The organism is Streptomyces griseofuscus (assembly GCF_014673495.1).
In the GTDB taxonomy this organism is placed as follows: domain Bacteria; phylum Actinomycetota; class Actinomycetes; order Streptomycetales; family Streptomycetaceae; genus Streptomyces; species Streptomyces murinus.
The window spans coordinates 5,393,130-5,413,236 of the sequence record NZ_CP051006.1 but is presented as its reverse complement, the minus strand read 5'-3'; the positions used below and the strand labels follow the sequence as shown (position 1 = coordinate 5,413,236).

General features: G+C 71.0%; 20 protein-coding genes, 1 tRNA gene and 1 riboswitch. Of the genes, 11 read left to right on the top strand and 10 right to left on the bottom strand.

Features of this window, described 5'->3' with window-relative positions:
• Positions 1-68 precede the first annotated feature (68 nt).
• The gene (locus HEP81_RS24515; RefSeq protein WP_243279580.1) at positions 69-1,388 is read right to left on the bottom strand and encodes a DUF445 domain-containing protein; all 1,320 of its coding nucleotides are present in this window, start codon (positions 1,386-1,388) and stop codon (positions 69-71) included.
• Positions 1,389-1,608: 220 nt separating this feature from the next.
• Here HEP81_RS24515 and HEP81_RS24510 point away from each other — a divergent pair, with 220 nt between their 5' ends.
• Together HEP81_RS24510 and rdgB are read left to right on the top strand one after the other, a co-directional pair.
• Entirely contained in the window at positions 1,609-2,982 is a 1,374-nt protein-coding gene (locus HEP81_RS24510; protein WP_421673958.1) for an SGNH/GDSL hydrolase family protein, read from the top strand.
• An 807-nt stretch (positions 2,983-3,789) separates the two neighbouring features.
• Entirely contained in the window at positions 3,790-4,392 is a 603-nt protein-coding gene (gene rdgB / locus HEP81_RS24505; protein WP_037651495.1) for an RdgB/HAM1 family non-canonical purine NTP pyrophosphatase, read from the top strand.
• A 52-nt stretch (positions 4,393-4,444) separates the two neighbouring features.
• Here rdgB and HEP81_RS24500 read toward each other — a convergent pair.
• From HEP81_RS24500 to bcp, 4 genes are all read right to left on the bottom strand, one after another.
• Positions 4,445-4,520, bottom strand: a tRNA-Leu gene (locus HEP81_RS24500).
• Positions 4,521-4,545: 25 nt separating this feature from the next.
• Positions 4,546-5,211 (bottom strand): HNH endonuclease, encoded by a 666-nt coding sequence (locus HEP81_RS24495; protein WP_037651493.1) that lies wholly within the window; start codon positions 5,209-5,211, stop codon positions 4,546-4,548.
• Positions 5,208-5,864, bottom strand: a complete 657-nt coding sequence (locus HEP81_RS24490) for an HNH endonuclease signature motif containing protein (RefSeq protein ID WP_037651491.1) — start codon at positions 5,862-5,864, stop codon at positions 5,208-5,210. Before HEP81_RS24490 ends, HEP81_RS24495 begins: the two co-directional genes overlap by 4 nt.
• Positions 5,865-6,012: 148 nt before the next feature.
• Positions 6,013-6,480 (bottom strand): thioredoxin-dependent thiol peroxidase, encoded by a 468-nt coding sequence (gene bcp, locus HEP81_RS24485; RefSeq protein ID WP_037651490.1) that lies wholly within the window; start codon positions 6,478-6,480, stop codon positions 6,013-6,015.
• 103 nt (positions 6,481-6,583) lie between these two features.
• Between bcp and HEP81_RS24480 the strand changes: the two genes are divergently transcribed.
• From HEP81_RS24480 to HEP81_RS24470, 3 genes are all read left to right on the top strand, one after another.
• Positions 6,584-6,910, top strand: a complete 327-nt coding sequence (locus HEP81_RS24480; RefSeq protein ID WP_037651488.1) for a DUF3618 domain-containing protein — start codon at positions 6,584-6,586, stop codon at positions 6,908-6,910.
• 75 nt (positions 6,911-6,985) lie between these two features.
• A complete protein-coding gene (locus tag HEP81_RS24475; RefSeq protein ID WP_037651486.1) occupies positions 6,986-7,345 on the top strand; it encodes a GroES family chaperonin in 360 nt (119 codons plus the stop codon).
• Between the two features lie 71 nt (positions 7,346-7,416).
• Positions 7,417-7,480, top strand: a riboswitch (guanidine-III (ykkC-III) riboswitch).
• Positions 7,481-7,516: 36 nt separating this feature from the next.
• Positions 7,517-7,834, top strand: a complete 318-nt coding sequence (locus HEP81_RS24470; protein ID WP_037651884.1) for a DMT family transporter — start codon at positions 7,517-7,519, stop codon at positions 7,832-7,834.
• Between the two features lie 8 nt (positions 7,835-7,842).
• On the opposite strand, the gene HEP81_RS24465 is transcribed toward HEP81_RS24470, so the two are convergent.
• Positions 7,843-10,647 (bottom strand): transglycosylase domain-containing protein, encoded by a 2,805-nt coding sequence (locus HEP81_RS24465; RefSeq protein WP_037651882.1) that lies wholly within the window; start codon positions 10,645-10,647, stop codon positions 7,843-7,845.
• 847 nt (positions 10,648-11,494) lie between these two features.
• Here HEP81_RS24465 and HEP81_RS24460 point away from each other — a divergent pair.
• The 4 genes from HEP81_RS24460 to HEP81_RS24445 are packed head-to-tail and all read left to right on the top strand — an operon-like array spanning position 11,495 to position 14,750.
• Entirely contained in the window at positions 11,495-12,295 is an 801-nt protein-coding gene (locus tag HEP81_RS24460; RefSeq protein ID WP_037651484.1) for an ABC transporter permease, read from the top strand.
• Positions 12,296-12,344: 49 nt separating this feature from the next.
• Positions 12,345-13,109, top strand: a complete 765-nt coding sequence (locus tag HEP81_RS24455; protein ID WP_093892982.1) for an ABC transporter permease — start codon at positions 12,345-12,347, stop codon at positions 13,107-13,109.
• Between the two features lie 6 nt (positions 13,110-13,115).
• Positions 13,116-14,078 (top strand): ABC transporter ATP-binding protein, encoded by a 963-nt coding sequence (locus HEP81_RS24450; protein WP_037651482.1) that lies wholly within the window; start codon positions 13,116-13,118, stop codon positions 14,076-14,078.
• Between the two features lie 9 nt (positions 14,079-14,087).
• A complete protein-coding gene (locus HEP81_RS24445; RefSeq protein WP_037651480.1) occupies positions 14,088-14,750 on the top strand; it encodes a DUF1707 SHOCT-like domain-containing protein in 663 nt (220 codons plus the stop codon).
• A gap of 21 nt (positions 14,751-14,771) precedes the next feature.
• Here the strand turns inward: HEP81_RS24445 and HEP81_RS24440 are convergent, their stop codons facing one another.
• From HEP81_RS24440 to HEP81_RS24430, 3 genes are all read right to left on the bottom strand, one after another.
• Positions 14,772-15,158 carry a hypothetical protein gene (locus HEP81_RS24440; protein WP_037651478.1) on the bottom strand — a complete coding sequence of 129 codons (387 nt, stop codon included), beginning with the start codon at positions 15,156-15,158 and terminating at the stop codon, positions 14,772-14,774.
• 74 nt (positions 15,159-15,232) lie between these two features.
• Positions 15,233-15,970, bottom strand: coding sequence for a ribonuclease PH (gene rph / locus HEP81_RS24435; RefSeq protein WP_037651477.1), 738 nt, complete (start codon positions 15,968-15,970; stop codon positions 15,233-15,235).
• A 98-nt stretch (positions 15,971-16,068) separates the two neighbouring features.
• Positions 16,069-16,302: a PTS sugar transporter subunit IIB gene (locus HEP81_RS24430; RefSeq protein ID WP_037651475.1), complete on the bottom strand. Its 234-nt coding sequence runs from the start codon at positions 16,300-16,302 to the stop codon at positions 16,069-16,071.
• 197 nt (positions 16,303-16,499) lie between these two features.
• Here HEP81_RS24430 and HEP81_RS24425 point away from each other — a divergent pair, with 197 nt between their 5' ends.
• Both HEP81_RS24425 and HEP81_RS24420 read left to right on the top strand, forming a co-directional pair.
• Entirely contained in the window at positions 16,500-17,792 is a 1,293-nt protein-coding gene (locus tag HEP81_RS24425) for a PTS transporter subunit EIIC (RefSeq protein ID WP_037651473.1), read from the top strand.
• Between the two features lie 191 nt (positions 17,793-17,983).
• Positions 17,984-19,249 carry a PTS transporter subunit EIIC gene (locus tag HEP81_RS24420; RefSeq protein ID WP_037651471.1) on the top strand — a complete coding sequence of 422 codons (1,266 nt, stop codon included), beginning with the start codon at positions 17,984-17,986 and terminating at the stop codon, positions 19,247-19,249.
• Positions 19,250-19,316: 67 nt separating this feature from the next.
• Here HEP81_RS24420 and HEP81_RS24415 read toward each other — a convergent pair whose 3' ends face one another.
• A complete protein-coding gene (locus tag HEP81_RS24415) occupies positions 19,317-20,069 on the bottom strand; it encodes an MBL fold metallo-hydrolase (RefSeq protein ID WP_037651469.1) in 753 nt (250 codons plus the stop codon).
• Positions 20,070-20,107: the final 38 nt, after the last annotated feature.

Here is a 20,107-nt window from a genome sequence, read left to right as displayed (position 1 = left end):
CGAAGCGGGGGGACGGCAGGACGACGGATACCCCCGCGCCGCCGATCCAGGCGCCGGATGACCCGCCGTCAGCCACCCACCGCCCGCGACACCGTGAAGATCAGCAGCCCCGCCAGTGATCCCACCACCGTGCCATTGATCCGGATGAACTGCAGATCGCGCCCGATGTGCGCCTCGATCTTCCGGGTGGTGTGCTCGGCGTCCCAGCCCGCCACCGTGTCCGTGATCAGCGAGGTGATCTCCGCCCGGTAGGTGGTCACGACATGCACCGCCGCGCCCTCCAGCCAGCTGTCCACCTTCTCCTGCATCTTCGGCTCGCTCGCCATCCGCGCGCCCAGGGACAGCAGCGCCGACCGCAGCCGCGTCCGCAGCTCACTGCGCTCGTCCTCCGCCGCCGCGACGATCATCGACCGTACGGCCGTCCAGGCGGACGCGATCAGATCCTGCACCTCACCCCGGCCCAGCACCTCGCCCTTCAGCCGCTCCACCCGCGCCCGGGTCTCGGTGTCCGACTGCAAGTCGGAGGCGAAATCGGTCAGGAAGCGGTCCAGGGCGCCACGCGCCGGATGGGACGGCATGTCCCGCATCTCCGCGCAGAACCGCAGCAACTCCTTGTAGACCCGCTCACCGATCTTGCGGTCCACGAACCGCGGCGTCCACCCCGGCGCCCCGCCCTGCACCGCACCCATCACATTCTCGCCGTGCAGCACCAGCCAGTCATGGGCCCGCGCGACCACCAGATCCACGGCCCGCTTGTGCCCGCCGTCCGCGACGACCTTCTCCAGCATCTTGCCGAGCCCCGGCGCGATCTCCCGGGCCCCGGCCCGCCGGGTGATCGCCTCCCCCACCACCGCCTGCACATCCGAGTCCCGCAACACCGTGAGCGCGCCCCGCAACGCGGTCGCCAGCTCCGCCGTCACCCGGTCCGCATGCTCCGGCTCGGCCAGCCAGGAACCCAGCCGGGCGCCGATGCCGACGGCGCGCAGCCGCTGCCGTACGACATCCTGGGACAGGAAGTTCTCCCCCACGAACTCGCCCAGCGAGACACCCAGCTGATCCTTCTTGGTCGGAATGATCGCGGTGTGCGGGATCGGCAGCCCGAGCGGATGCCGGAACAGCGCGGTCACCGCGAACCAGTCCGCCAGCGCGCCCACCATGCCCGCCTCCGCCGCCGCGGAGACGTAGTCCGCCCACGCCCCCGCGCCCGCGTTCCCGGCCAGCTTGGCCAGGACGTAGACCACGGCGACGAACAGCAGCAGGCCCGTCGCGGTGAGTTTCATCCGCCGCACCCCGCGCCGGCGCTCCTCGTCGGCAGGGGTGAAGGCCGTCATCGTCCGGTACGACGACGACACGGCCGGTCCGGCAGTTCCGGTCTCGGTAGGTTCCATCAGCTCCACCCGTTCGGTGATCCCGCGCACAATTGTCCCCTCCTGACCGACTCCCGGAACGGAACAGGAGTTCCCGGCGTCTGTTCCGGCGGGGGCTTGGGCCCTGGGCCCCGACGGTGCGGCCCGGCCCATGAAGCATCATGACCCCATCAAGATCGGAGCCCGCAGGTCCCTCCCCGAGGAGACCCGGGACTCCCCTCCCGAGGAGAACGGCACGAGCGTGACCACGCGCCCCGACGGAGCCCCCGAGGCCCCCCGCGCACAGCACCACACCAAGTACCTCGCCCTGCTCGGCGCGCTCGTCGCGCTGGTGGTGGCCGTCAGCGCCGGTATCTACGTCACCGCCGCGCCCGGCGACCGCACCCGCGGCGGCACCCTCGCCGACGACCGCCCCCACCGCGGCTCCGCCGCGCCCGTCTCCACCGGCACCTGGGTCGGCTCCTGGGCGAGCGCCCCCGTCGGCGGCGAACCGGGCACCGAGACGGCCGGCCTCGCGGGCCACTCCGTGCGCAACGTCGTCCACGCGGACGCCGGGGGTACGAGTGCCCGGATCACGCTCTCCAACCTCTACGGCCAGACACCGCTGGACATCACCCACGCCACCCTCGCGCTCTCCGCGGGGGACGCCACGGCGGCCGCCGACGCGGACACCATGCGGCGGCTCACCTTCGGGGGCGCCAACCGTGTCGTCATACCCGCGGGCGAACAGGTCGTCAGCGACGCCGTGCACCTTCTCATACCCCACAACACCGACGTCCTGGTCACCACGTACTCACCCACCCCCTCCGGGCCGGTCACCTACCACCCGCACGCGCAGCAGACCTCGTACGTCGCCACCGGGGACCGCACCGAGGACTCCACCGGTGCCCCCTACACCCAACAGACGCCGTACTGGCGGTATCTGACCGCGCTGGACGTGCTCAGCAACGAGGCCGACGGCACGGTCGTCGTCTTCGGCGACTCCATCACCGACGGCATCACCTCCACCGTCGACGCCAACCGCCGCTGGCCCGACGTCCTCGGCGACCGGCTGCGGTCCGCGCTCGCGAACGGGCAGCGGCTGCCGCGCTACAGCGTCGTCAACGAGGGCATCAGCGGCAACCAGGTCCTCGCCGACGGGCTCGGCCGCCCCGCGGAGAACCAGAGCGGGCTGGGCCGCTTCGGGCGCGACGCGCTCTCCCGCACCGACGTCAAGGTCGTCGTCATCGACCTCGGCATCAACGACATTCTGCGCGATCCGCGTCTCGACGGCCCCGACCGCATCCTCACCGGCCTGCGCACCCTGGTCCGCGAGGCCCACGCACGCGGTCTGAAGGTCGTGGGGGCGACCCTGATGCCGTTCAAGGGCCACCGGGGCTGGACCCCCGCCCGGGAGGCCGTACGACAGCAGATCAACGCGGAGATCCGCGCGGGTGGGGTGTACGACGCGGTCGCCGACTTCGACAAGGCCCTTCGCGACCCCTACGACCCGCGCCGACTGCGCCCCGACTACGACTCGGGCGACCATCTCCACCCCAGCGATCTCGGCTTCGCCACGATGGCCAAGGTCTTCGACCTGCGAACGCTGAAGGGCGGCGGGCAGGCGGAGCTGTGAGACGGGGCGACGGCACTCGAAAACGGGCGGCCGGCGATTCGGGAACGGGCAGGGCGACGGGGGGCCGATACCGAGGGTGCGTCGGGCGGCAGTCGACGGGTACGGCGGCGTCGGTGTTCGGAGGCGGGTACGGGGGCCGGGGGCGGGCGTCGGTGCTCGAAAGCGGGTACGGGGCCGGGGGCAGGTGTCGGTGCTCGAAAGCGGGTACGGAGACCGGGGGCGGGCGTCGGTGCTCGAAAGCGGCTACGGAGACCGGGGACAGGTGTCGGTGCTCGAAAGCGGCTACGGAGACCGGGGACAGGTGTCGGTGCTCGAAAGCGGCTACGGAGACCGGGGGCACGCGTCAGTGCTCGAAAGCGACTACGGGGACCGGGGCACGCGTCGATACGCGAAAGCGGATGACAGCGGTCGGGGCGGACGCGGCGGCCGGAAAGCTTAGGCACTCGGAGGCGGGCGTCGACGGGCGGATGCGGGCGTTGAGGGGCGGATACGGCGCGCCGGGCGGATGCAGGGGTTGAGGCGCGGATGCGGGCAGCGATACTCGGAGCCGACATCGGCGTCGGCGTCAGCCTCGGCGGTCGGGTACGAGCCTCGGCGCTCGGAGGCGGGCGTCGCCGGGCGGAGAGAGGCGTTGAGGCGCGGATGCGGGCGCGCCGGGCGGAGGCAGGCGTTGAGGCGCGGATGCGGGCAGCCGTGCTCGGAGCCGACATCGGCATCGGCTCGGCATCGGCATCGGCGGTCCGGTATGAGCCTCGGCGCTCGGAGGCGGGCGTCGGTGGTCAGGTGGGGCGAGGAATACTGGGCGGCATGACCCGCCTGATCCTCGCCACCCGTAATGCCGGAAAGATCACCGAGCTGAGGGCCATCCTGGCCGATGCCGGGCTCCCCCATGAGCTGGTCGGCGCCGACGCCTACCCCGAGATCCCCGACGTCAAGGAGACCGGCGTCACCTTCGCCGAGAACGCCCTGCTCAAGGCGCACGCCCTGGCGCAGGCCACCGGGCTGCCGGCGATCGCCGACGACTCCGGCCTGTGCGTGGACGTCATGAACGGCGCCCCCGGCATCTTCTCCGCCCGCTGGGCCGGCCGGCACGGCGACGACAAGGCCAACCTCGATCTGCTTCTCGCCCAGATCGCCGACATCGCCGAGGAGCACCGCGCGGCCCACTTCGCCTGCGCCGCCGCCCTGGCCCTGCCGGACGGCACGGAACGCGTGGTCGAGGGCCAGCTCCGGGGCACCCTGCGGCACGGCCCCGCCGGCACGAACGGCTTCGGCTACGACCCGATCCTCCAGCCCGACGGCGACACCCGCACATGCGCGGAACTCACCGCCGACGAGAAGAACGCCATCAGCCACCGCGGCAAGGCGTTCCGGGCGCTGGTGCCGGTGATGCGGGAGCTGCTCGGCTGACTTCATGGAACGGCCCCGCACCTTGGAAACGAAGGTGCGGGGCCGTTTCTACTGGTGCGCCCGGTCGGATTCGAACCGACAAACACGACCACCTAAAGATCGCCGCTCGGCCGTTGGCGTACGGGCGCGTAAACCGCGCCCTACTCTACTGTGCTACGCCGTTCGACGTCCGCCCCCTCTGCACCAGGTGCTGGTCGTCGCGTGGCAGTTGGGGCACAGTAGCCGCAAGTTCTCCTGCCGGTCGTCGGACCAGTTTCCGTCGATGTGGTCGACCTCCAGCGTCATGGGATCTCCGCGCCACTCGGAACCGATGCCGCACTCGGCGCACTGCTCCGGTACGCCCACCTCGCGCAGCGCGCGGCGCAGCAGACGGGTGCGTGTCCGACGCCGGCCGTCGTGCTTGACCAGGATGTCCTCGGGGCGCTTCGCGCGCACGGTCCCGGTGCTGCCTCTGTGGTGCGCCTGCCCCAGGAAGTGCGCGGTGGAGATGCCCGCTTCGGCGATCCACCTCCGCAGCAGTGCGCGCTGTACGCAGGTGTCCGAGCGCTGAAGGCGGCGCAGCGCCCCGGCGATGGAGATCGACTCGGCCACCGCCGTACGCAGTTCCTGGGCAGCAGGGCGGGTCTTGCGCCCGGCCAGAGCGCCACGGTGGTCGAAGTGCGAGATGTCGATACCGAAGTGGGCGAACCGCCTGGCGAGATGGCGGCGCGCATTGACGTACGGCCGGGTACCGAAGAAGGCCATCACCTCGTCCAGGCTCGTGCACTGCTCGGCGGCTTCCGCCAGCCGCTCACGCGTGTACCGCACACCGCCGCTCATACCGCACCTGACCCCGCGCGGCGCCCCTTGCCCCGGCCCCGGTAATTGTCCGTGACCGAGTGGCAGTTGGGGCAGAGGAAGCGGAGGTTCTCGATGCGGTTGTTCCGCCAGTCGCCGTCGATGTGGTCGACCTCCAGTGGCAGCGGGCGGCCCCGCCACACCGGATCCGTGCCGCAGCGGGCGCAGCGTTCCGGCACACCGAGGGTCGTCATCGCCCGCTTGAGCCGGTCGCCCTGGATGCGCCGAGCCTGGCCGGCAGGCTGCTCGGTGAGCAGCGCCTCCGGCGTGCGGGCGCGCCAAGCCTTCCTTCGCTGCGTCGGCACCCGGAAGTGCGAGGTATCGATCCCGTACGCCTTGATCCTGCGGCTGATGTACGTGTGGTGGCCGCCGACGACCTCCAGACCGAGATGGCGCAACACCTCGCACATGTTCGTGGAGGCGGCCACGGCTTCTTCGAGCAGCTCCTTCGTCCATTTCACCCCCTCCCGCTCGAAGTGGGAGACGTCGACGCCGAGTTTCTTCATCCGTCCCAGGAGGTACCGCCGCGTCGAACTCCCCGGCTCCACCCCCAACCTCTCCAACGCCTCCGACAACGTCCGTGCCCCGCGAGCCGCCTCTCGCAGTCGTTCCTCGGTGTACGCGCTGACCCCCATCGAGCCCCCTCCGGTCTCGGGCAGATGTTCGTAGCCCGCATGGATCAACGAACCGGATGTCGGACGGTCACGGGCCGGGAGGGGGGAGGAGAAAGCGGCCCGCGCCAGGATCGCCTGGTGCGGGCCGCCGTCGGAGAGAGGGAACCGCTCAGATGCCCAGATCCTTGATGATCTTGGCTACATGGCCGGTCGCGCGGACGTTGTAGAAGGCGTGGGAGATCTTGCCGTCCTCGTCGACGACGAACGTGGAGCGGATGATGCCCATGTAGGTCTTGCCGTAGTTCTTCTTCTCGCCGAAGGCGGCGTAGGACTCGGCGACCTTTTTGTCGGGGTCGGCGACGAGGGTGACCCTGAGGGACTCCTTCTCACGGAACTTGGCAAGCTTCTCCGGGCTGTCCGGGGAGATGCCGATGACGTCGTAGCCGGCGCCGGCCAGCAGATCGAGGTTGTCGGTGAAGTCGCAGGCCTGTTTGGTGCAGCCCGGGGTAAGCGCCGCGGGGTAGAAGTACACGATGACCTTGCGGCCCTTGTGGTCCGCGAGGGAGACCTCGTTACCGTCGGCGTCCGGGAGGGTGAAGGCGGGGGCCACGTCCCCCGGCTGGAGTCGCTCGCTCATCGGACCAGCGTAACCGGGGCCCCTTGCGGTGCGGCGCGGGCAGGAGCTGACAGACTGTCCGGAACAGGACAGCAGGATTTCGGCAGACTTCGGAGGCCGTACGGTGGCGGACACGGCGGACACCAGAACCCCGGCGCAGATCGAGGCGGACATCAGGCGCCGCCGCGAGGTGCTGGCCGAGACCCTCGACGAGATCGGGGTGCGGGTGCACCCGAAGACGATCGTCGGGGATGTGAAGGCCAAGGCCGTGGCCAATATCGACCACACCGTCGGGCGGGCGTATGTGCAGGTCAACCGGGTGGTGAGCGAGGTCAGGGCGCAGTTCACGGACGAGGACGGGCGGCTGCGCGCGGAGCGGGTCGTACCGGCCGCGCTCGTGGTCGTCGGAGTAGTGGGTCTGGTCGCGCTGTCCCGGCGGCGTGGGCGCTGACGCCACGGGCGACCGGGTGCGGACGATGGCCACCCAGGGGGCCACGGGCGGGTGGAAGGCAGGTAGGTTCGAGGCGTGAGCGCCAAGAGACACGAGCAGAGCACCCCGCAGCACGACAAGCTGCCCATCCGGATGCTGCACGACCGGGTGCTGGTCAAGCAGGAGACCGGTGAGGGCGAGCGGCGGTCGGGGGGTGGCATCCTGATTCCCGCCACCGCGGCGGTCGGACGCCGGCTGGCCTGGGCCGAGGTGGTCGCGGTCGGCCAGAACGTACGGACCGTGGAGCCGGGCGACCGCGTCCTGTTCGACCCGGAGGACCGGGCCGAGGTCGAGGTGCGGGGCGTGGCGTACGTGCTCATGCGCGAGCGCGACCTGCATGCCGTGGCCGCGGACCGGTTCGAGGGTTCGGAGGACTCGACCGGGCTGTATCTGTGAGGCCGTAGCGGCCCGAACGACGAGGAGGAGGGCTGGTGACCACGGTCACCAGCCCTCCTCCTCGTGGTTTTGCTAGGTTCGGGAGCGAGCCCGACGAGACGCGCCGTACCGGGATGCAGGCAAAGACGACGCACCGGAAGAGAAACGTCGTACGTCTCGGAGGTGGCCGTCGTGGCCTGGGTTCTGCTTGTCGTGGCCGGTCTGCTGGAAGTGGGCTGGTCGATCGGGATGAAGTACAGCGAGGGTTTCACCCGGCCGGTGCCCAGTGTGCTCACCGGTGCCGGGATCGTCGCCAGCATGGTGCTGCTGTCGTACGCGGCCCGGTCCCTGCCCATCGGTACCGCCTACGGGGTGTGGGTCGGTATCGGCGCGGCCGGGGCGGCGGTGCTCGGCATGGTGGTGCTCGGTGAGCCGGCCACCGCCGCCCGGATCTTCTTCGTGTGTCTGCTGCTGGTCGCCGTGGTGGGGCTGAAGGCGACCAGCGGCTGACGCGGGGCTCAGGTGCCGGGGCCCCCGCCGGGGCCGTCGCCGGCGATGGTGCCGGTGCCGCCGCCCGCGGCCGTACCCCCGCCGCCCGTGGCCGTATCGCCGCCGCCCGGGGCGCCGCCCGCCCCGGTGCCGCCGCCGGTGGTGGGATCGCCGCCCGTGCCGCCGCCGACCGTGGCCGGGCCGGGGCCGGTCGTGCCACCGCCCGTGGTGTCGCCGCCGGTGGTGTCACCGCCGGTCGCCGCGCCGCCGTCGGTCGGGGTGCCGGTGGTGCCGCCGGACGGGGTGTCGCTCGGGGTGCCGCCGCCGGGCTCGGTGGAGCCGCCGGTGTCGCCGCCGTCCGTGGTGGCGGACGCGCTGGGGTCGCCGGGGCCGGGCGGCTGCGGCTGGTCCGCGCCCTCCTGGAGCTGGAGGTCGAAGGACGAGGCCGGGGTGTTCTTCAGCGCGTCGTGGGTGTACTGGGCCCAGATCTGGGTGGGCGGGCCGCCACCGTTCATACGGGCCTGGCCGAGCGCGCCGTACAGCGGCATGTGCTTGGCCGTCACCGGGTCCTGGCCCATCACGGAGACCACCGTGGCGAGGTCGGGGGTGTAGCCGGCGAACCAGGCGGCGGTGTCGTTCTCCGCGGTACCGGTCTTACCGGCCGCCACCCGGCCCGAGGCCTGCGCGGCGGTGGCGGTGCCGCCCTGGACCACGCTCTTCAGCATGGCGGTGGTGGTGTCGGCGGCGGCGCGGCTGACGGCCTGCTTGACGGTGTTGTCGGGCAGCTTGATCTCGTCGGTGCCGTTGCGGGTGATCTTCTTGACCATGGTGTACGTGCCGTGCTTGCCGTGGTTGGCGAGCGTGGCGTACCCCTCCGCCATGTCCAGGACGCTGGCGGTGGCGGGGCCGAGCGCGATGGACGGGTACGGCTGGAGGTCCGGGGTGTCGGCGGGGATACCCAGGTCGATCGCGGTCTGCTTGACCTTGCTCGGGCCGACGTCGACGGCCATCTGCGCGTACACCGCGTTCACCGACAGGTCGGTGGCCTTGGTGACGGTGATCTGGCCGTACGACTTCTGGTCCTCGTTCTGCGGGGCGTACGCGCCGCCGCTCCAGCCCTGTACGGGGCGTTCGTTGGTGCCGTCGTACTGGGTGTTCGGGGTGATGCGGCGGCCGTCCTGGGTGGTGGACCCGTTCTGGACCGCGGAGGCGAAGACGAACGGCTTGAAGGTGGAGCCGACCTGGAAGTCACCGCGGGTCGCGCCGTTGGTGTACTGCTTCACGTAGTCGATGCCGCCGTACATGGCGACGACCTGGCCGGTCTTCGGGTCGACGGAGGCGCCGCCCGCGCGGACGTAGTTGTCGGCCTTGAAGGTCTTCTTGTCCAGCTTGGAGACCAGCTGGTCGTTCACGGCCTTGACGAAGGCGTCCTGCTTGCTCTTCTGGATGGTGGTGGTGATGCGGTAGCCACCGGCCTCCAGCTGGTCGGAGTCGAGGATGTGGTTCGCGATCAGGTAGTGCTTGACGGCGTCCACGAGGTAGCCGCGCTGGCCGGACATGCCGGTGGACAGCGTCTGCTCCTTGGGCATCGGGAACTTCATCCCGGTGCGCTCGGACTGGCTGAGCCAGCCCTGCTTGACCATGCCGTCCAGGACGTAGTTCCAGCGGGCCACGGCCGCGGACTTGTTCTCCGGGTGCGCGACGACGTCGTACTCGCTGGGCGCGTTGACGAGCGCGGCGAGGTAGGCGGCGCGGGCCGGGTCGAGGTCCTTGGCGTCGCGGCCGTAGTAGGCCTGGGCGGCGGCCTGGATGCCGTAGGCGTTGCGGCCGAAGTAGCTGGTGTTGAGGTAGCCCTCCAGGATCTCGTCCTTGGACTTGTTCCGGTCGAGCTTGATCGAGATGAAGAACTCCTTGGCCTTACGGGTGACCGTCTGTTCCTGGGCCAGGTAGTAGTTCTTCACGTACTGCTGGGTGATCGTGGATCCGGACTGCTTGCCCTTGCCGGTCGCGGTGTTCCAGGCGGCGCGGAGCATCGCCTTGGGGTCGATGGCGGACTCGGTGTAGAAGTCGCGGTCCTCGGCGGCCAGTACGGCGTGCTGGGCGTTCTTGGAGATCTCGGCGAGGGTGACCTTCTCCCGGTTCACCTGGCTGTCGCGGGTGTCGCGGGCGATCTGGGAGCCGTCGGCGTAGAGGTAGACGTTCGCCTGCTTGGTGGCGAGGGCGTTGGCGGGCGGGATGTTGACGAGCGAGTAGCCCACGAAGAACAGGCCGACGACCGCGAGCACCAGGAAGACGAAGGTGCCGAGCACCATCTTCCAGGTCGGTACGAGGCGTCGCCATCCGGTGCGCTTGGGCTTCTTGGCCTTGGTCCTGCCCTTGCCCTTGCCGTCGTCCGCGCCGGTGCCGGTGGAGGTGTCCGAGGCGGCGGGGGGCGTCTGGCCGGGGGTCGGGCCGGTGCCGGTACGGGGGCCGGGGGCGGCGCCGTCGGCAGCGTTCGCGGCGCTCGCGGCACCGGCCGTGCCCGCGGCCTTCGCGGCGCCCACGGCACCTGCGGCACCCGCGGCGGCCGCGCCTGCCGCACCCGCCGCGCGGGCGGAGGGGCGCCGGGAGCCGGTCGTGTGGCCGGTGGGTCCGCTCGCGTTCGAACCGGTCGTGGACGTGCCCGCCGTGGCGGGGCCGCCGGGCTCGCCCTTGCGCGGGGCGTTGACGCGGCGGAGCACCTGGGTCGTCTCGGGTGCCGGGGTGTCCTGGCCGGGCTTGCCGGGCTGACCGGGCGTGCCGGATCCCTTCGCGGGGCCCTCGGGCTCGCGGGGCGGCGTGATCCGGCGCAGCACCTGGGTGCTCTCGGCCGGCTGTTCGGGGGTACGGGCGCCCGGAACCTGCGGCTTGCCGGCGCCGGTGGGCCTGCCGGTCCCGCCGCGCTCGGCGGTGCCCTCGCCCTCGGCGGCCGTGGCCGCGCCCTTCTCGGTACGGGCGTCGCGCGCCGCCTGGCGGGCGCGGGCGATGGAGGCCGTACGGTCCTGGGGCGCGGGCACGGCACGGCGCGCCGCGTCCGCGGTCGCCGCCCCGGAGTCCCGGGTCGCCCCACGGTCACCGGCGGACGTGTCCTCGCCCCGGGTCTCGTCGGCGCCCTGCGCCTTCCCGGCCGCCCCGGCCTTGCCGGAGCCCTCGGACCGGGACGCGTCGGACGTCCCGCCGCGCTCGGCGCCCGCGCCCCGGTCCACGCCCTCGGCGCGCCCCTCGGACCGCCCGGCCCGCTCGGGCCTCCCGGTCTTCCCGGATCCCTCGGGCTTCGGCGATGCCCCGGCCGTCTCCGACTCCTCGTCCCTCCCCGATTCCTCGGTGTCCTTCACTCGGCCGGCCCCCTTGGACGGGGTGGCGGGGGATCCCGGCGTCGGGGTCCCGGGCCTCGCAGCCGGCAGCGGCTTATCCGGCGCCACGCCTTCGTTCGGCTGCTGCGGCTGTGGCTCGTCGCTCATGTCGTGCACGGACTCCTGTTTCGCGTCGTACGTTCCCGTACGCCTCGTACGCCTTCTGCGCCCCCACGTTGAAGACTCTCGCACCTGGCGTTCCGTTCCCGGATTTCGGCACGCTTCGGCCACAAAATGCGTGGCAGGCCGCCGGGCCTCCGGACTAGGCTCCTGCGCTTCGGTGTCGAGCGGTCCGAGGAGGTCGACTGACGTGGGCGCGGGACGGTTGTACGTGGCCGTCGCGTTGGGGGGATTCAGACGGTACGCGACGTATAAGGCCGCCACTGCGGCAGGGGTCTTCACCAACACGGTCTTCGGGCTCATTCTCGTCTACACCTACAAGGCCCTATGGGACCTGAAACCGCATCTGGGGGGATACGACCAGGCGCAGGCCGTCACCTATGTGTGGCTGGGTCAGGCCTTCCTGTCGACGCTCGCGATCAGCGGCGGGGGCGTCGAGGACGAACTGATGGAACGCATCCGCACGGGGGACGTGGCGATCGATCTGTACCGGCCGGCCGACCTCCAGCTGTGGTGGCTCTCCGCCGACCTGGGCCGGGCGTTCTTCCAGCTGCTGGGGCGGGGTGTGGTGCCGTTCGTCTTCGGCGCGCTGGTCTTTCCGGCGTACCTGCCGACGGACCCGGGCACCTGGGCCGCGTTCCTGCTGGCCGTGCTGCTGGCGATGCTGGTCGGCTTCGGCATCCGCTATCTGGTGGCGCTGAGCGCGTTCTGGCTGCTGGACGGCACCGGGGTGAGCCAGATGACGTGGCTGCTCGGCTACTTCTGCTCGGGGATGCTGCTGCCGCTGAACGTGTTCCCGGGGGCGCTCGGCACCGTCGTACGCGCGCTGCCCTGGTCCTCGCTCCTCCAGGCGCCCGCGGACATCCTGCTCGGGCACGGGGATCTGCTGCGCACGTATCTGTTCCAGGGGGCGTGGGCCGTGGTGCTGCTGGGCGGCGGGCGGCTGCTCCAGTCGGTGGCGACGCGGCGGGTGGTGGTGCAGGGTGGCTGAGCGGGGGCGGCTCGTGGCGGGGGTGCGGGCGTACGGGCTGATCGCCGGGATGTGGATCCGGTCGACGATGGCGTACCGGGCGTCGTTCGCCATGACCACGTTCGGGAGTTTCGCGGCGACCTTCTTCGACTTCGTCGCGATCATGCTGATGTTCTCGCGGGTGCGTGCCCTCGGCGGCTGGACGCTGCCCGAGGTGGCGTTCCTGTACGGCCTGTCGGCGGTCTCCTTCGGTCTCGCGGACCTGGTGATCGGCTCGATGGACCGGCTGGGCCGGCGGCTGCGGGACGGCACGCTGGACGCGCTGCTGGTGCGGCCGGCGCCGATACTGGCGCAGGTCGCGGCGGACCGGTTCGCGCTGCGCCGGCTCGGCCGGGTGACCCAGGGCTCGCTGGTGCTGGGCTGGGCGCTGACCCGGCTGGACGTCGACTGGAGCGTGGGCCGGCTGCTGCTGATGCCGGTGGCGCTGCTCGCGGGCTGCGGGATCTTCTGCGCGGTGTTCGTGGCGGGGGCGGCCTTCCAGTTCGTGGCGCAGGACGCGGCCGAGGTGCAGAACGCGTTCACGTACGGCGGTACGACGCTGCTCCAGTACCCGCCGACGGTGTTCGGCAGGGAGCTGGTGCGCGGGGTGACGTTCGTGCTGCCGCTGGCCTTCGTCAACTGGCTGCCCGCGAGCTACATCCTCGGGCGGCCCTATCCGCTGGACCTGCCGGGCTGGGTGGCCTGGACGACCCCGCTGGTGGCGGCGGGCTGCTGCGCGCTGGCCGGGCTGGCCTGGCGGGCGGGACTTCGTTCGTACCGGAGCACAGGGAGCTAGGACCTCATGGACGACTTCATCGTGCTGGAAGAGGTGGAGAAGGTCTTCTCGGTGCGCCGCAAGACCGGTTTCCTCAAGCGGGAGCGGCACGAGGTGCGGGCGGTGGACTCGCTGTCGTTCACCGTGGCGCGCGGGGAGATGGTGGGCTACATCGGGCCGAACGGCGCCGGGAAGTCCACCACGATCAAGATGCTGACCGGCATCCTGACGCCGAGCGGCGGCCGGCTGCGGGTCGCGGGCATCGACCCCTCGCGGGAGCGCGCGCGTCTCGCGCATCGCATCGGGGTGGTGTTCGGACAGCGCACCACGTTGTGGTGGGACCTGCCGCTGCTCGACTCCTACCGGCTGGCCCATCGCATGTACCGCATCCCGGACGCCCGTTACCGGGAGAATCTGGACCGCCTGGTCGAACTCCTGGAGCTGCGCACCCTGTTGGACACGCCGGTGCGCCAGCTCTCGCTGGGGCAGCGGATGCGCGGGGACATCGCGGCGGCGCTGCTGCACGATCCGGAGGTGCTGTACCTGGACGAGCCGACGATCGGTCTTGACGTCGTCTCCAAGGCCAAGGTGCGGGGGTTCCTGCGGGAGTTGAACGCGGCGAGCGGTACGACCGTGCTGCTGACCACCCATGACCTCCAGGACATCGAGCAGTTGTGCTCCCGGGTGATGGTGATCGACCACGGCCGGCTGATGTACGACGGTCCGCTCACGGGGCTGCACGAGGCCGGGGAGAGCGAGCGCACCCTGGTGGTGGACCTGGAGCGGGAGCTGCCGCCGGTGGACGTGCCGTCGGCGCGGGTGGTGCGGGTGGAGGGGCCCCGGCAGTGGCTGGCGTTCCCGGCGGGGCGGTCGGCGGCGCCGCTGGTCGCGGATCTCGCGGCGAGGTATCCGCTGGTGGACCTGTCGGTGCGGGAGCCGGACATCGAGGCCGTCATCGCGAAGATGTACGTGGAGAAGGCGGTCTCGTAGGCTGCTGCCATGACCGACGACGCACGTCCCGAACTCCGCGCCTCCGACACCGACCGGGAGCGGGTCGCCGAGGTGCTGCGTGACGCCCTCGCCGAAGGGCGCCTCGACATGGGCGAGTTCGAGGAACGGCTGGAGGCGACGTACGCGGCGCGTACGTACGGCGAGCTGGTCCCGATCACCCGCGATCTGCCCGCGGGCTCGGCCCCCGCGCCGGTCTCCTTCAGCAAGGCGCCGGTTCAGGGCGACGACGGCTGGGCCTCCCGCATCGTCGGCGGCGAGGGCTCGTCCTCGGGTGGCATCGCCATCCTGTCCGGCTTCGAGCGCAAGGGCCGCTGGACCGTGCCCAAGCGCTTCAAGTGCTTCGCGTTCCTGGGCGGCGCCAATCTCGATCTGCGCGACGCTAACTTCGCCGACCGCGAGGTGGAGATCAACATCGTGGCCCTCCTCGGCGGCGCCCAGATCACCGTGCCGCCGGGCGTCGAGGTCGTCGTGCGCGGTCTGGGCATCATGGGCGCGTTCGAACACCCGCGGGACGAGGGCCTCTGCGAGCCGGGCGCCCCGAGGGTGGTCATCGGCGGCTTCGCGTTCTGGGGCGGGGTGGGGGTGGAGCGCAAGGCGAGCAAGCGGTCGCTGAAGCGCGCCCAGAAGGAGCGCGGGGAGCTGCGCGACTGACCACGAGGGGCCCGCACCCGACTACTTCGCGCACCCCTTCGTCAGCTCCCCCGCCGCGTCCGTCACCGGCCCGACGTCCGGTGTCCGGTCCCCGTCGCGGATGGCCGTACGGACATGGCCCACGGCCTTGTTCAGATCGTCCACCGCCTTGTTGACATCGGCGTCGTCCGTCTTGTCGCCGATCTTCCGCACGTTCTTCTCGATCGCGTCGAGCGCGGAATCGGCCCGCCCGGGGTCGTGCGCGGCGTTCTCCACCGCCTGCTGAAGATCCGTGACGCTGTCGGCGATGGTGTCGGCGGTGTGCACGCAGTCCATCGCTTTGTGCACGGCGCCGCAGCCGCCGACGAGGCCTGCGGTGAGCGCGGCGGTCGCCATGACGGCGGCGAGACGGCCTCGGCTGGCGGCCATGATGATGTTCCCCTCCCCGGGTGTCCCTCTACTGCGTAGAGGTAGGACGCGGGGAGGGGCCGCCGGGTTGCCCGTCAGGAGGCGAGCGTGGCTTCCAGGGCCGCCCGCTGGTGCGCGGCCAGCGCGTCGCAGCCGCCGACGGCGAGGTCGAGCAGCGCGTTCAGCTCGTCGCGTGCGAACGGCTCGGCCTCGGCGGTGCCCTGGACCTCGACGAAGCGGCCGTCGCCGGTGCAGACGACGTTCATGTCGGTCTCGGCGCGCACGTCCTCCTCGTAGCAGAGGTCGAGGAGGGGGACGCCGCCGACGATGCCGACGGAGACCGCGCTGACCGTGCCGGTCAGCGGCTGCCGGCCGGCCTTGATCAGCTTCCTGCCCTGCGCCCAGGCGACGGCGTCGGCGAGGGCGACGTACGCGCCGGTGATGGCCGCGGTCCGGGTGCCGCCGTCGGCCTGGAGGACGTCGCAGTCGAGGACGATGGTGTTCTCGCCGAGCGCCTTGTAGTCGATGACGGCGCGCAGGGAGCGGCCGATGAGGCGGGAGATCTCGTGGGTACGGCCGCCGATGCGGCCCTTGACCGACTCGCGGTCGCCGCGGGTGTTGGTGGCGCGGGGCAGCATGGAGTACTCCGCGGTGACCCAGCCCTCGCCGCTGCCCTTGCGCCAGCGCGGGACGCCCTCGGTCACGGAGGCGGTGCAGAAGACCTTGGTGTCACCGAAGGAGACGAGGACGGAGCCCTCGGCGTGCTTGCTCCATCCGCGTTCGATGGTGACCGGGCGGAGCTGATCGGGGGTACGGCCGTCGATGCGAGACATGGCATGGAGCCTAGCCGTAGATACGGAAGGGGCTCCTCCCGCGTCGGGAAGAGCCCCTTACCGGTGAATCCCGGCGGAACCCGCATGGGTCCCGGGGTTCACATCATGTCTTCGATCTCCGCGGCGATCGGGTCGGCGTCGGTGCCGATGACGACCTGGACGGCGGTGCCCATCTTGACGACGCCATGGGCGCCGGCGGCCTTCAGGGCGGCGTCGTTCACGAGCGAGGGGTCCGACACCTCGGTGCGCAGGCGGGTGATGCAGCCCTCGATCTCCTCGATGTTGTCGATCCCGCCGAGGCCGGCGACGATCTTCTCAGCCTTGCTGGCCATGTTGCTTCTCCCCTGATCCGAACCGCTTTGTCGCAGTAACCCACAGTTGGCCCATCTTCGCGAGCGGTCATGCCGTCCGTGCCGAAAGATGGCGTTCACGACAGCGGAACCGTCCGGGCAACTGGTCTACACCAGCGGAGGGACGGTCGCCAAACCGCGCCCGAGTCGAGTGGCCGCCGAGTGGCCGGAGGACGCCCATGAGCGAGGGGAGCGCGACAGGGGGCGCGGTGCGGGAGCGCTGGGGCCGGCTGTTCCAGGGGCTGCAGAAGATGGGGCGGAGTCTTCAGCTGCCGATCGCGGTGCTGCCGGCGGCGGGGCTGCTGATCGGGCTCGGGCAGCAGGGTGTGGTGGGTGCCGACGGGCTGGGCTGGACGACGGTCGCGAAGGTGATGCGGGGTGCGGGCGGGGCGCTGCTGGACGGTTCGCTGGGGCTGCCGCTGCTGTTCTGTGTGGGCGTGGCGATCGGGATGGCGAAGAAGGCGGACGGCTCCACGGCGCTCGCGGCGGTCGCGGGCTTCCTCGTCTACTACGGGGTGCTGCACCAGTTCCCCGAGGACTGTCCGGCCGGTTCGACGGCGCTGGCGGGGGTCGGCTGCCGGGCCGGGGACGGGACGGTCGCGGCGTTCACCTTCCAGAATCCGGGGGTCTTCGGGGGGATCGTGCTGGGTCTGGTGGCCGCGTTCCTGTGGGCACGGTTCCACCGGACGCGGCTGGTGGACTGGCTGGGTTTCTTCAACGGCCGCCGGCTGGTGCCGATCCTGATGGCGTTCGCGGCCATCCTCTTCGCGGCGCTGTGCCTGTGGGTGTGGCCGCCGATCGGTGCGGGGCTGGAGAGCTTCAGCCACTGGCTGCACGCGGCCGGGGCGTGGGGGGCGGGGCTGTTCGGTGTCACCAACCGGGCGCTGCTGGTGGTGGGCCTGCACCAGTTCCTGAACGTGCCCATCTGGTTCCAGTTCGGCAGTTACACCCAGCCGGACGGGACGGTGGTGCACGGTGACATCAGCATGTTCCTGGCGGGTGATCCGCATGCGGGGCAGTTCACCTCGGGCTTCTTCCCGATCATGATGTTCGCGCTGCCGGCCGCGGCGCTGGCGATCACGCACTGCGCCAAGCCGCATCGCCGCAAGGAGGTCGGCGGGCTGATGCTGTCGGTGGCGCTGACGTCGTTCGTCACCGGGATCACCGAGCCGATCGAGTACTCGTTCATGTTCATCGCACCGGTCCTGTACGCGATCCACGCGGTGCTGACCGGGGTGTCGATGGCGGTGACGTGGGCGCTCGGGGTGCATGACGGCTTCAGCTTCTCGGCGGGGCTGATCGACTACGTCATCAACTGGCATCTGGCGACCAAGCCGTGGCTGATCATCCCGATCGGCCTGTGCTTCGCGGTGGTCTACTACGCCGTCTTCCGCTTCGCCATCACCCGCTTCGACCTCAAGACCCCGGGCCGCGAGCCGGAGGCGGAGGTCGAGGACGTGACCGAACTCTGACCCTCCTGGCCCGCCCGTGCGGCGGCGGCCTCGCCCTGCACGGCGCGTAGCGCTCCGGTCGCGGAATTCGTGGTTCCTTACGGCGCCTTCATCGTGCTACAACAGGTCTACACCAGTGAGTGGTGTAGACCAGAGACGCTGCCGTCCCCTTCCATGGTTCCCGGGCGGCGCCTTGCCTACTGGAGGAACACGTGACCACGGCGACCACCGCTCCGGCGGCCGAGAAGAAGAAGGGCGCCGGCGTGATGGCTGTACTACAGCGCATCGGCCGGAGCCTGATGCTGCCGGTGGCGGTGCTGCCGGCCGCCGCCCTGCTGGTCCGCCTCGGCAACACCGACATGCTCGGCCGCTCGGACTTCCCGGCGTTCCTGACGAAGATCGCGTCCTTCATGTCGGCCGGCGGCAACGCCATCCTCGACAACATGCCGCTGCTGTTCGCGGTCGGCATCGCGATCGGCTTCGCCAAGAAGTCGGACGGCTCGACGGGGCTCGCCGCGGTCGTCGGCTACCTGGTCTTCAAGAACGTGCTGGGCACGTTCACCGACAAGAGCCTGCCGAAGGTGGCCACCGCCGTCGACGGCAAGGTCGTCATGGTCGACGCCACGGCGGACGCCAAGGTCCTCGGCGGTGTGGTGATGGGCCTCGTCGTCGCCCTCATATACCAGCGGTTCTACCGCACCAAGCTGCCCGACTGGGCGGGCTTCTTCGGCGGCCGCCGGCTCGTCCCGATCCTCTCGGCCTTCGCCGGTCTGGTGCTCGGTGTCGTCTTCGGTTACATCTGGCCGGTCCTCGGCACGGGTCTGCACAACTTCGGCGAGTGGCTGGTCGGGTCGGGCGCGATCGGCGCGGGCATCTTCGGTGTCGCCAACCGCGCGCTGCTCCCGATCGGCATGCACCACCTGCTGAACTCCTTCCCCTGGCTCCAGGCCGGCGAGTACCACGGCAAGAGCGGCGACATCGCCCGCTTCCTGGCCGGTGACCCGACCGCGGGGCAGTTCATGACCGGCTTCTTCCCGATCATGATGTTCGGCCTGCCGGCCGCCTGCCTCGCCATCGTGCACTGCGCCCGCCCCGAGCGCCGCAAGGTCGTCGGCGGCATGATGCTCTCCCTCGCCCTGACGTCCTTCGTCACCGGTGTCACGGAGCCCATCGAGTTCACGTTCATGTTCATCGCCCCGGCCCTGTACGCGATCCACGCGGTCCTCACCGGTGTCGCGCTGGCGCTGACCTGGGCGCTGGGCATGAAGGACGGATTCGGCTTCTCCGCCGGCGCGATCGACTTCCTGCTGAACCTGGGCATCGCGAGCAACCCCTGGGGCCTGGCCCTGGTCGGCCTGTGCTTCGGCGCCGTGTACTACGTCGTCTTCCGCTTCGCCATCACCAAGTTCAACCTGCCCACCCCGGGCCGCGAGTCCGACGAGGAACTCGCCGAACTCCAGAAGGCCGAGGCCAAGTAGCACCCGCACCGGCCGAGGGCCCCGGAACCTTGGTGGTTCCGGGGCCCTCGGCCTGTCGTACCGTCCCTCAGATCTCGTACACCGCGCCCCTGGCCGCCAGTTCGACCGGGCCCGGGAATGCCTCGCGGGCGTCGCGGAGGTTGACCTCAGGGTCGGTCCAGGGGGCGATGTGGGTCAGGACCAGGCGGCGGGCGCCGGCGCGGGTGGCGGTTTCGCCGGCCTCGCGGCCGTTGAGGTGGAGATCGGGGATGTCCTCCTTGCCGTACGTGAAGGCGGCCTCGCACAGGAACAGGTCGGTGTCCCGGGCCAGCTCGTCCAGTACGGGGGTGACCCCGGTGTCCCCGGAGTACGTGAGGGACCTGCCCCCGTGCTCGATCCGGATCCCGAACGCCTCCACGGGGTGGCGGACCCGGTCGGCGTGCACCGTGAAGGGGCCGATCTCGAACGTGGCCGGCTTGACGGTGCGGAAGTCGAAGACCTCGCTCATCGAGGAGGCGGCAGGCGTGTCGCCGTGCGCCGTGGTCAGACGGTGCTCGGTGCGCTCGGGGCCGTAGACCGGCAGTGCCTCGCAGCGGCCGCCGTCATGGCGGTAGTAGCGTGCGACGAAATACCCGAGCATGTCGATGCAGTGATCGGCGTGCAGATGGCTGAGGAAGATCGCGTCGAGGTCGTAGAGACCGCAGTGGCGCTGCAACTCGCCCAGGGCGCCGTTGCCCATGTCGAGAAGCAGCCGGAAGCCGTCGGCCTCGACGAGGTAGCTCGAGCAGGCCGATTCCGCGGACGGGAACGACCCCGAGCAGCCGACGACGGTGAGCTTCATGAAGCAGAAACCTCCGTAGGCGAAGACAGGTGGGTCGA

Bases quoted from the DNA above. Each gene is read 5' to 3' on its own strand.
- HEP81_RS24450 (WP_037651482.1), top strand. From the start codon at position 13,116: ATGGACGACTTCATCGTGCTGGAAGAGGTGGAGAAGGTCTTCTCGGTG.
- HEP81_RS24515 (WP_243279580.1), bottom strand. From the start codon at position 1,388: ATGGAACCTACCGAGACCGGAACTGCCGGACCGGCCGTGTCGTCGTCG.
- HEP81_RS24430 (WP_037651475.1), bottom strand. From the start codon at position 16,302: ATGGCCAGCAAGGCTGAGAAGATCGTCGCCGGCCTCGGCGGGATCGAC.
- rph (WP_037651477.1), bottom strand. From the start codon at position 15,970: ATGTCTCGCATCGACGGCCGTACCCCCGATCAGCTCCGCCCGGTCACC.
- HEP81_RS24490 (WP_037651491.1), bottom strand. From the start codon at position 5,864: ATGGGGGTCAGCGCGTACACCGAGGAACGACTGCGAGAGGCGGCTCGC.
- bcp (WP_037651490.1), bottom strand. From the start codon at position 6,480: ATGAGCGAGCGACTCCAGCCGGGGGACGTGGCCCCCGCCTTCACCCTC.
- HEP81_RS24440 (WP_037651478.1), bottom strand. From the start codon at position 15,158: ATGGCCGCCAGCCGAGGCCGTCTCGCCGCCGTCATGGCGACCGCCGCG.
- HEP81_RS24445 (WP_037651480.1), top strand. From the start codon at position 14,088: ATGACCGACGACGCACGTCCCGAACTCCGCGCCTCCGACACCGACCGG.
- HEP81_RS24495 (WP_037651493.1), bottom strand. From the start codon at position 5,211: ATGAGCGGCGGTGTGCGGTACACGCGTGAGCGGCTGGCGGAAGCCGCC.
- HEP81_RS24425 (WP_037651473.1), top strand. From the start codon at position 16,500: ATGAGCGAGGGGAGCGCGACAGGGGGCGCGGTGCGGGAGCGCTGGGGC.
- HEP81_RS24455 (WP_093892982.1), top strand. From the start codon at position 12,345: ATGTGGATCCGGTCGACGATGGCGTACCGGGCGTCGTTCGCCATGACC.
- HEP81_RS24415 (WP_037651469.1), bottom strand. From the start codon at position 20,069: ATGAAGCTCACCGTCGTCGGCTGCTCGGGGTCGTTCCCGTCCGCGGAA.
- rdgB (WP_037651495.1), top strand. From the start codon at position 3,790: ATGACCCGCCTGATCCTCGCCACCCGTAATGCCGGAAAGATCACCGAG.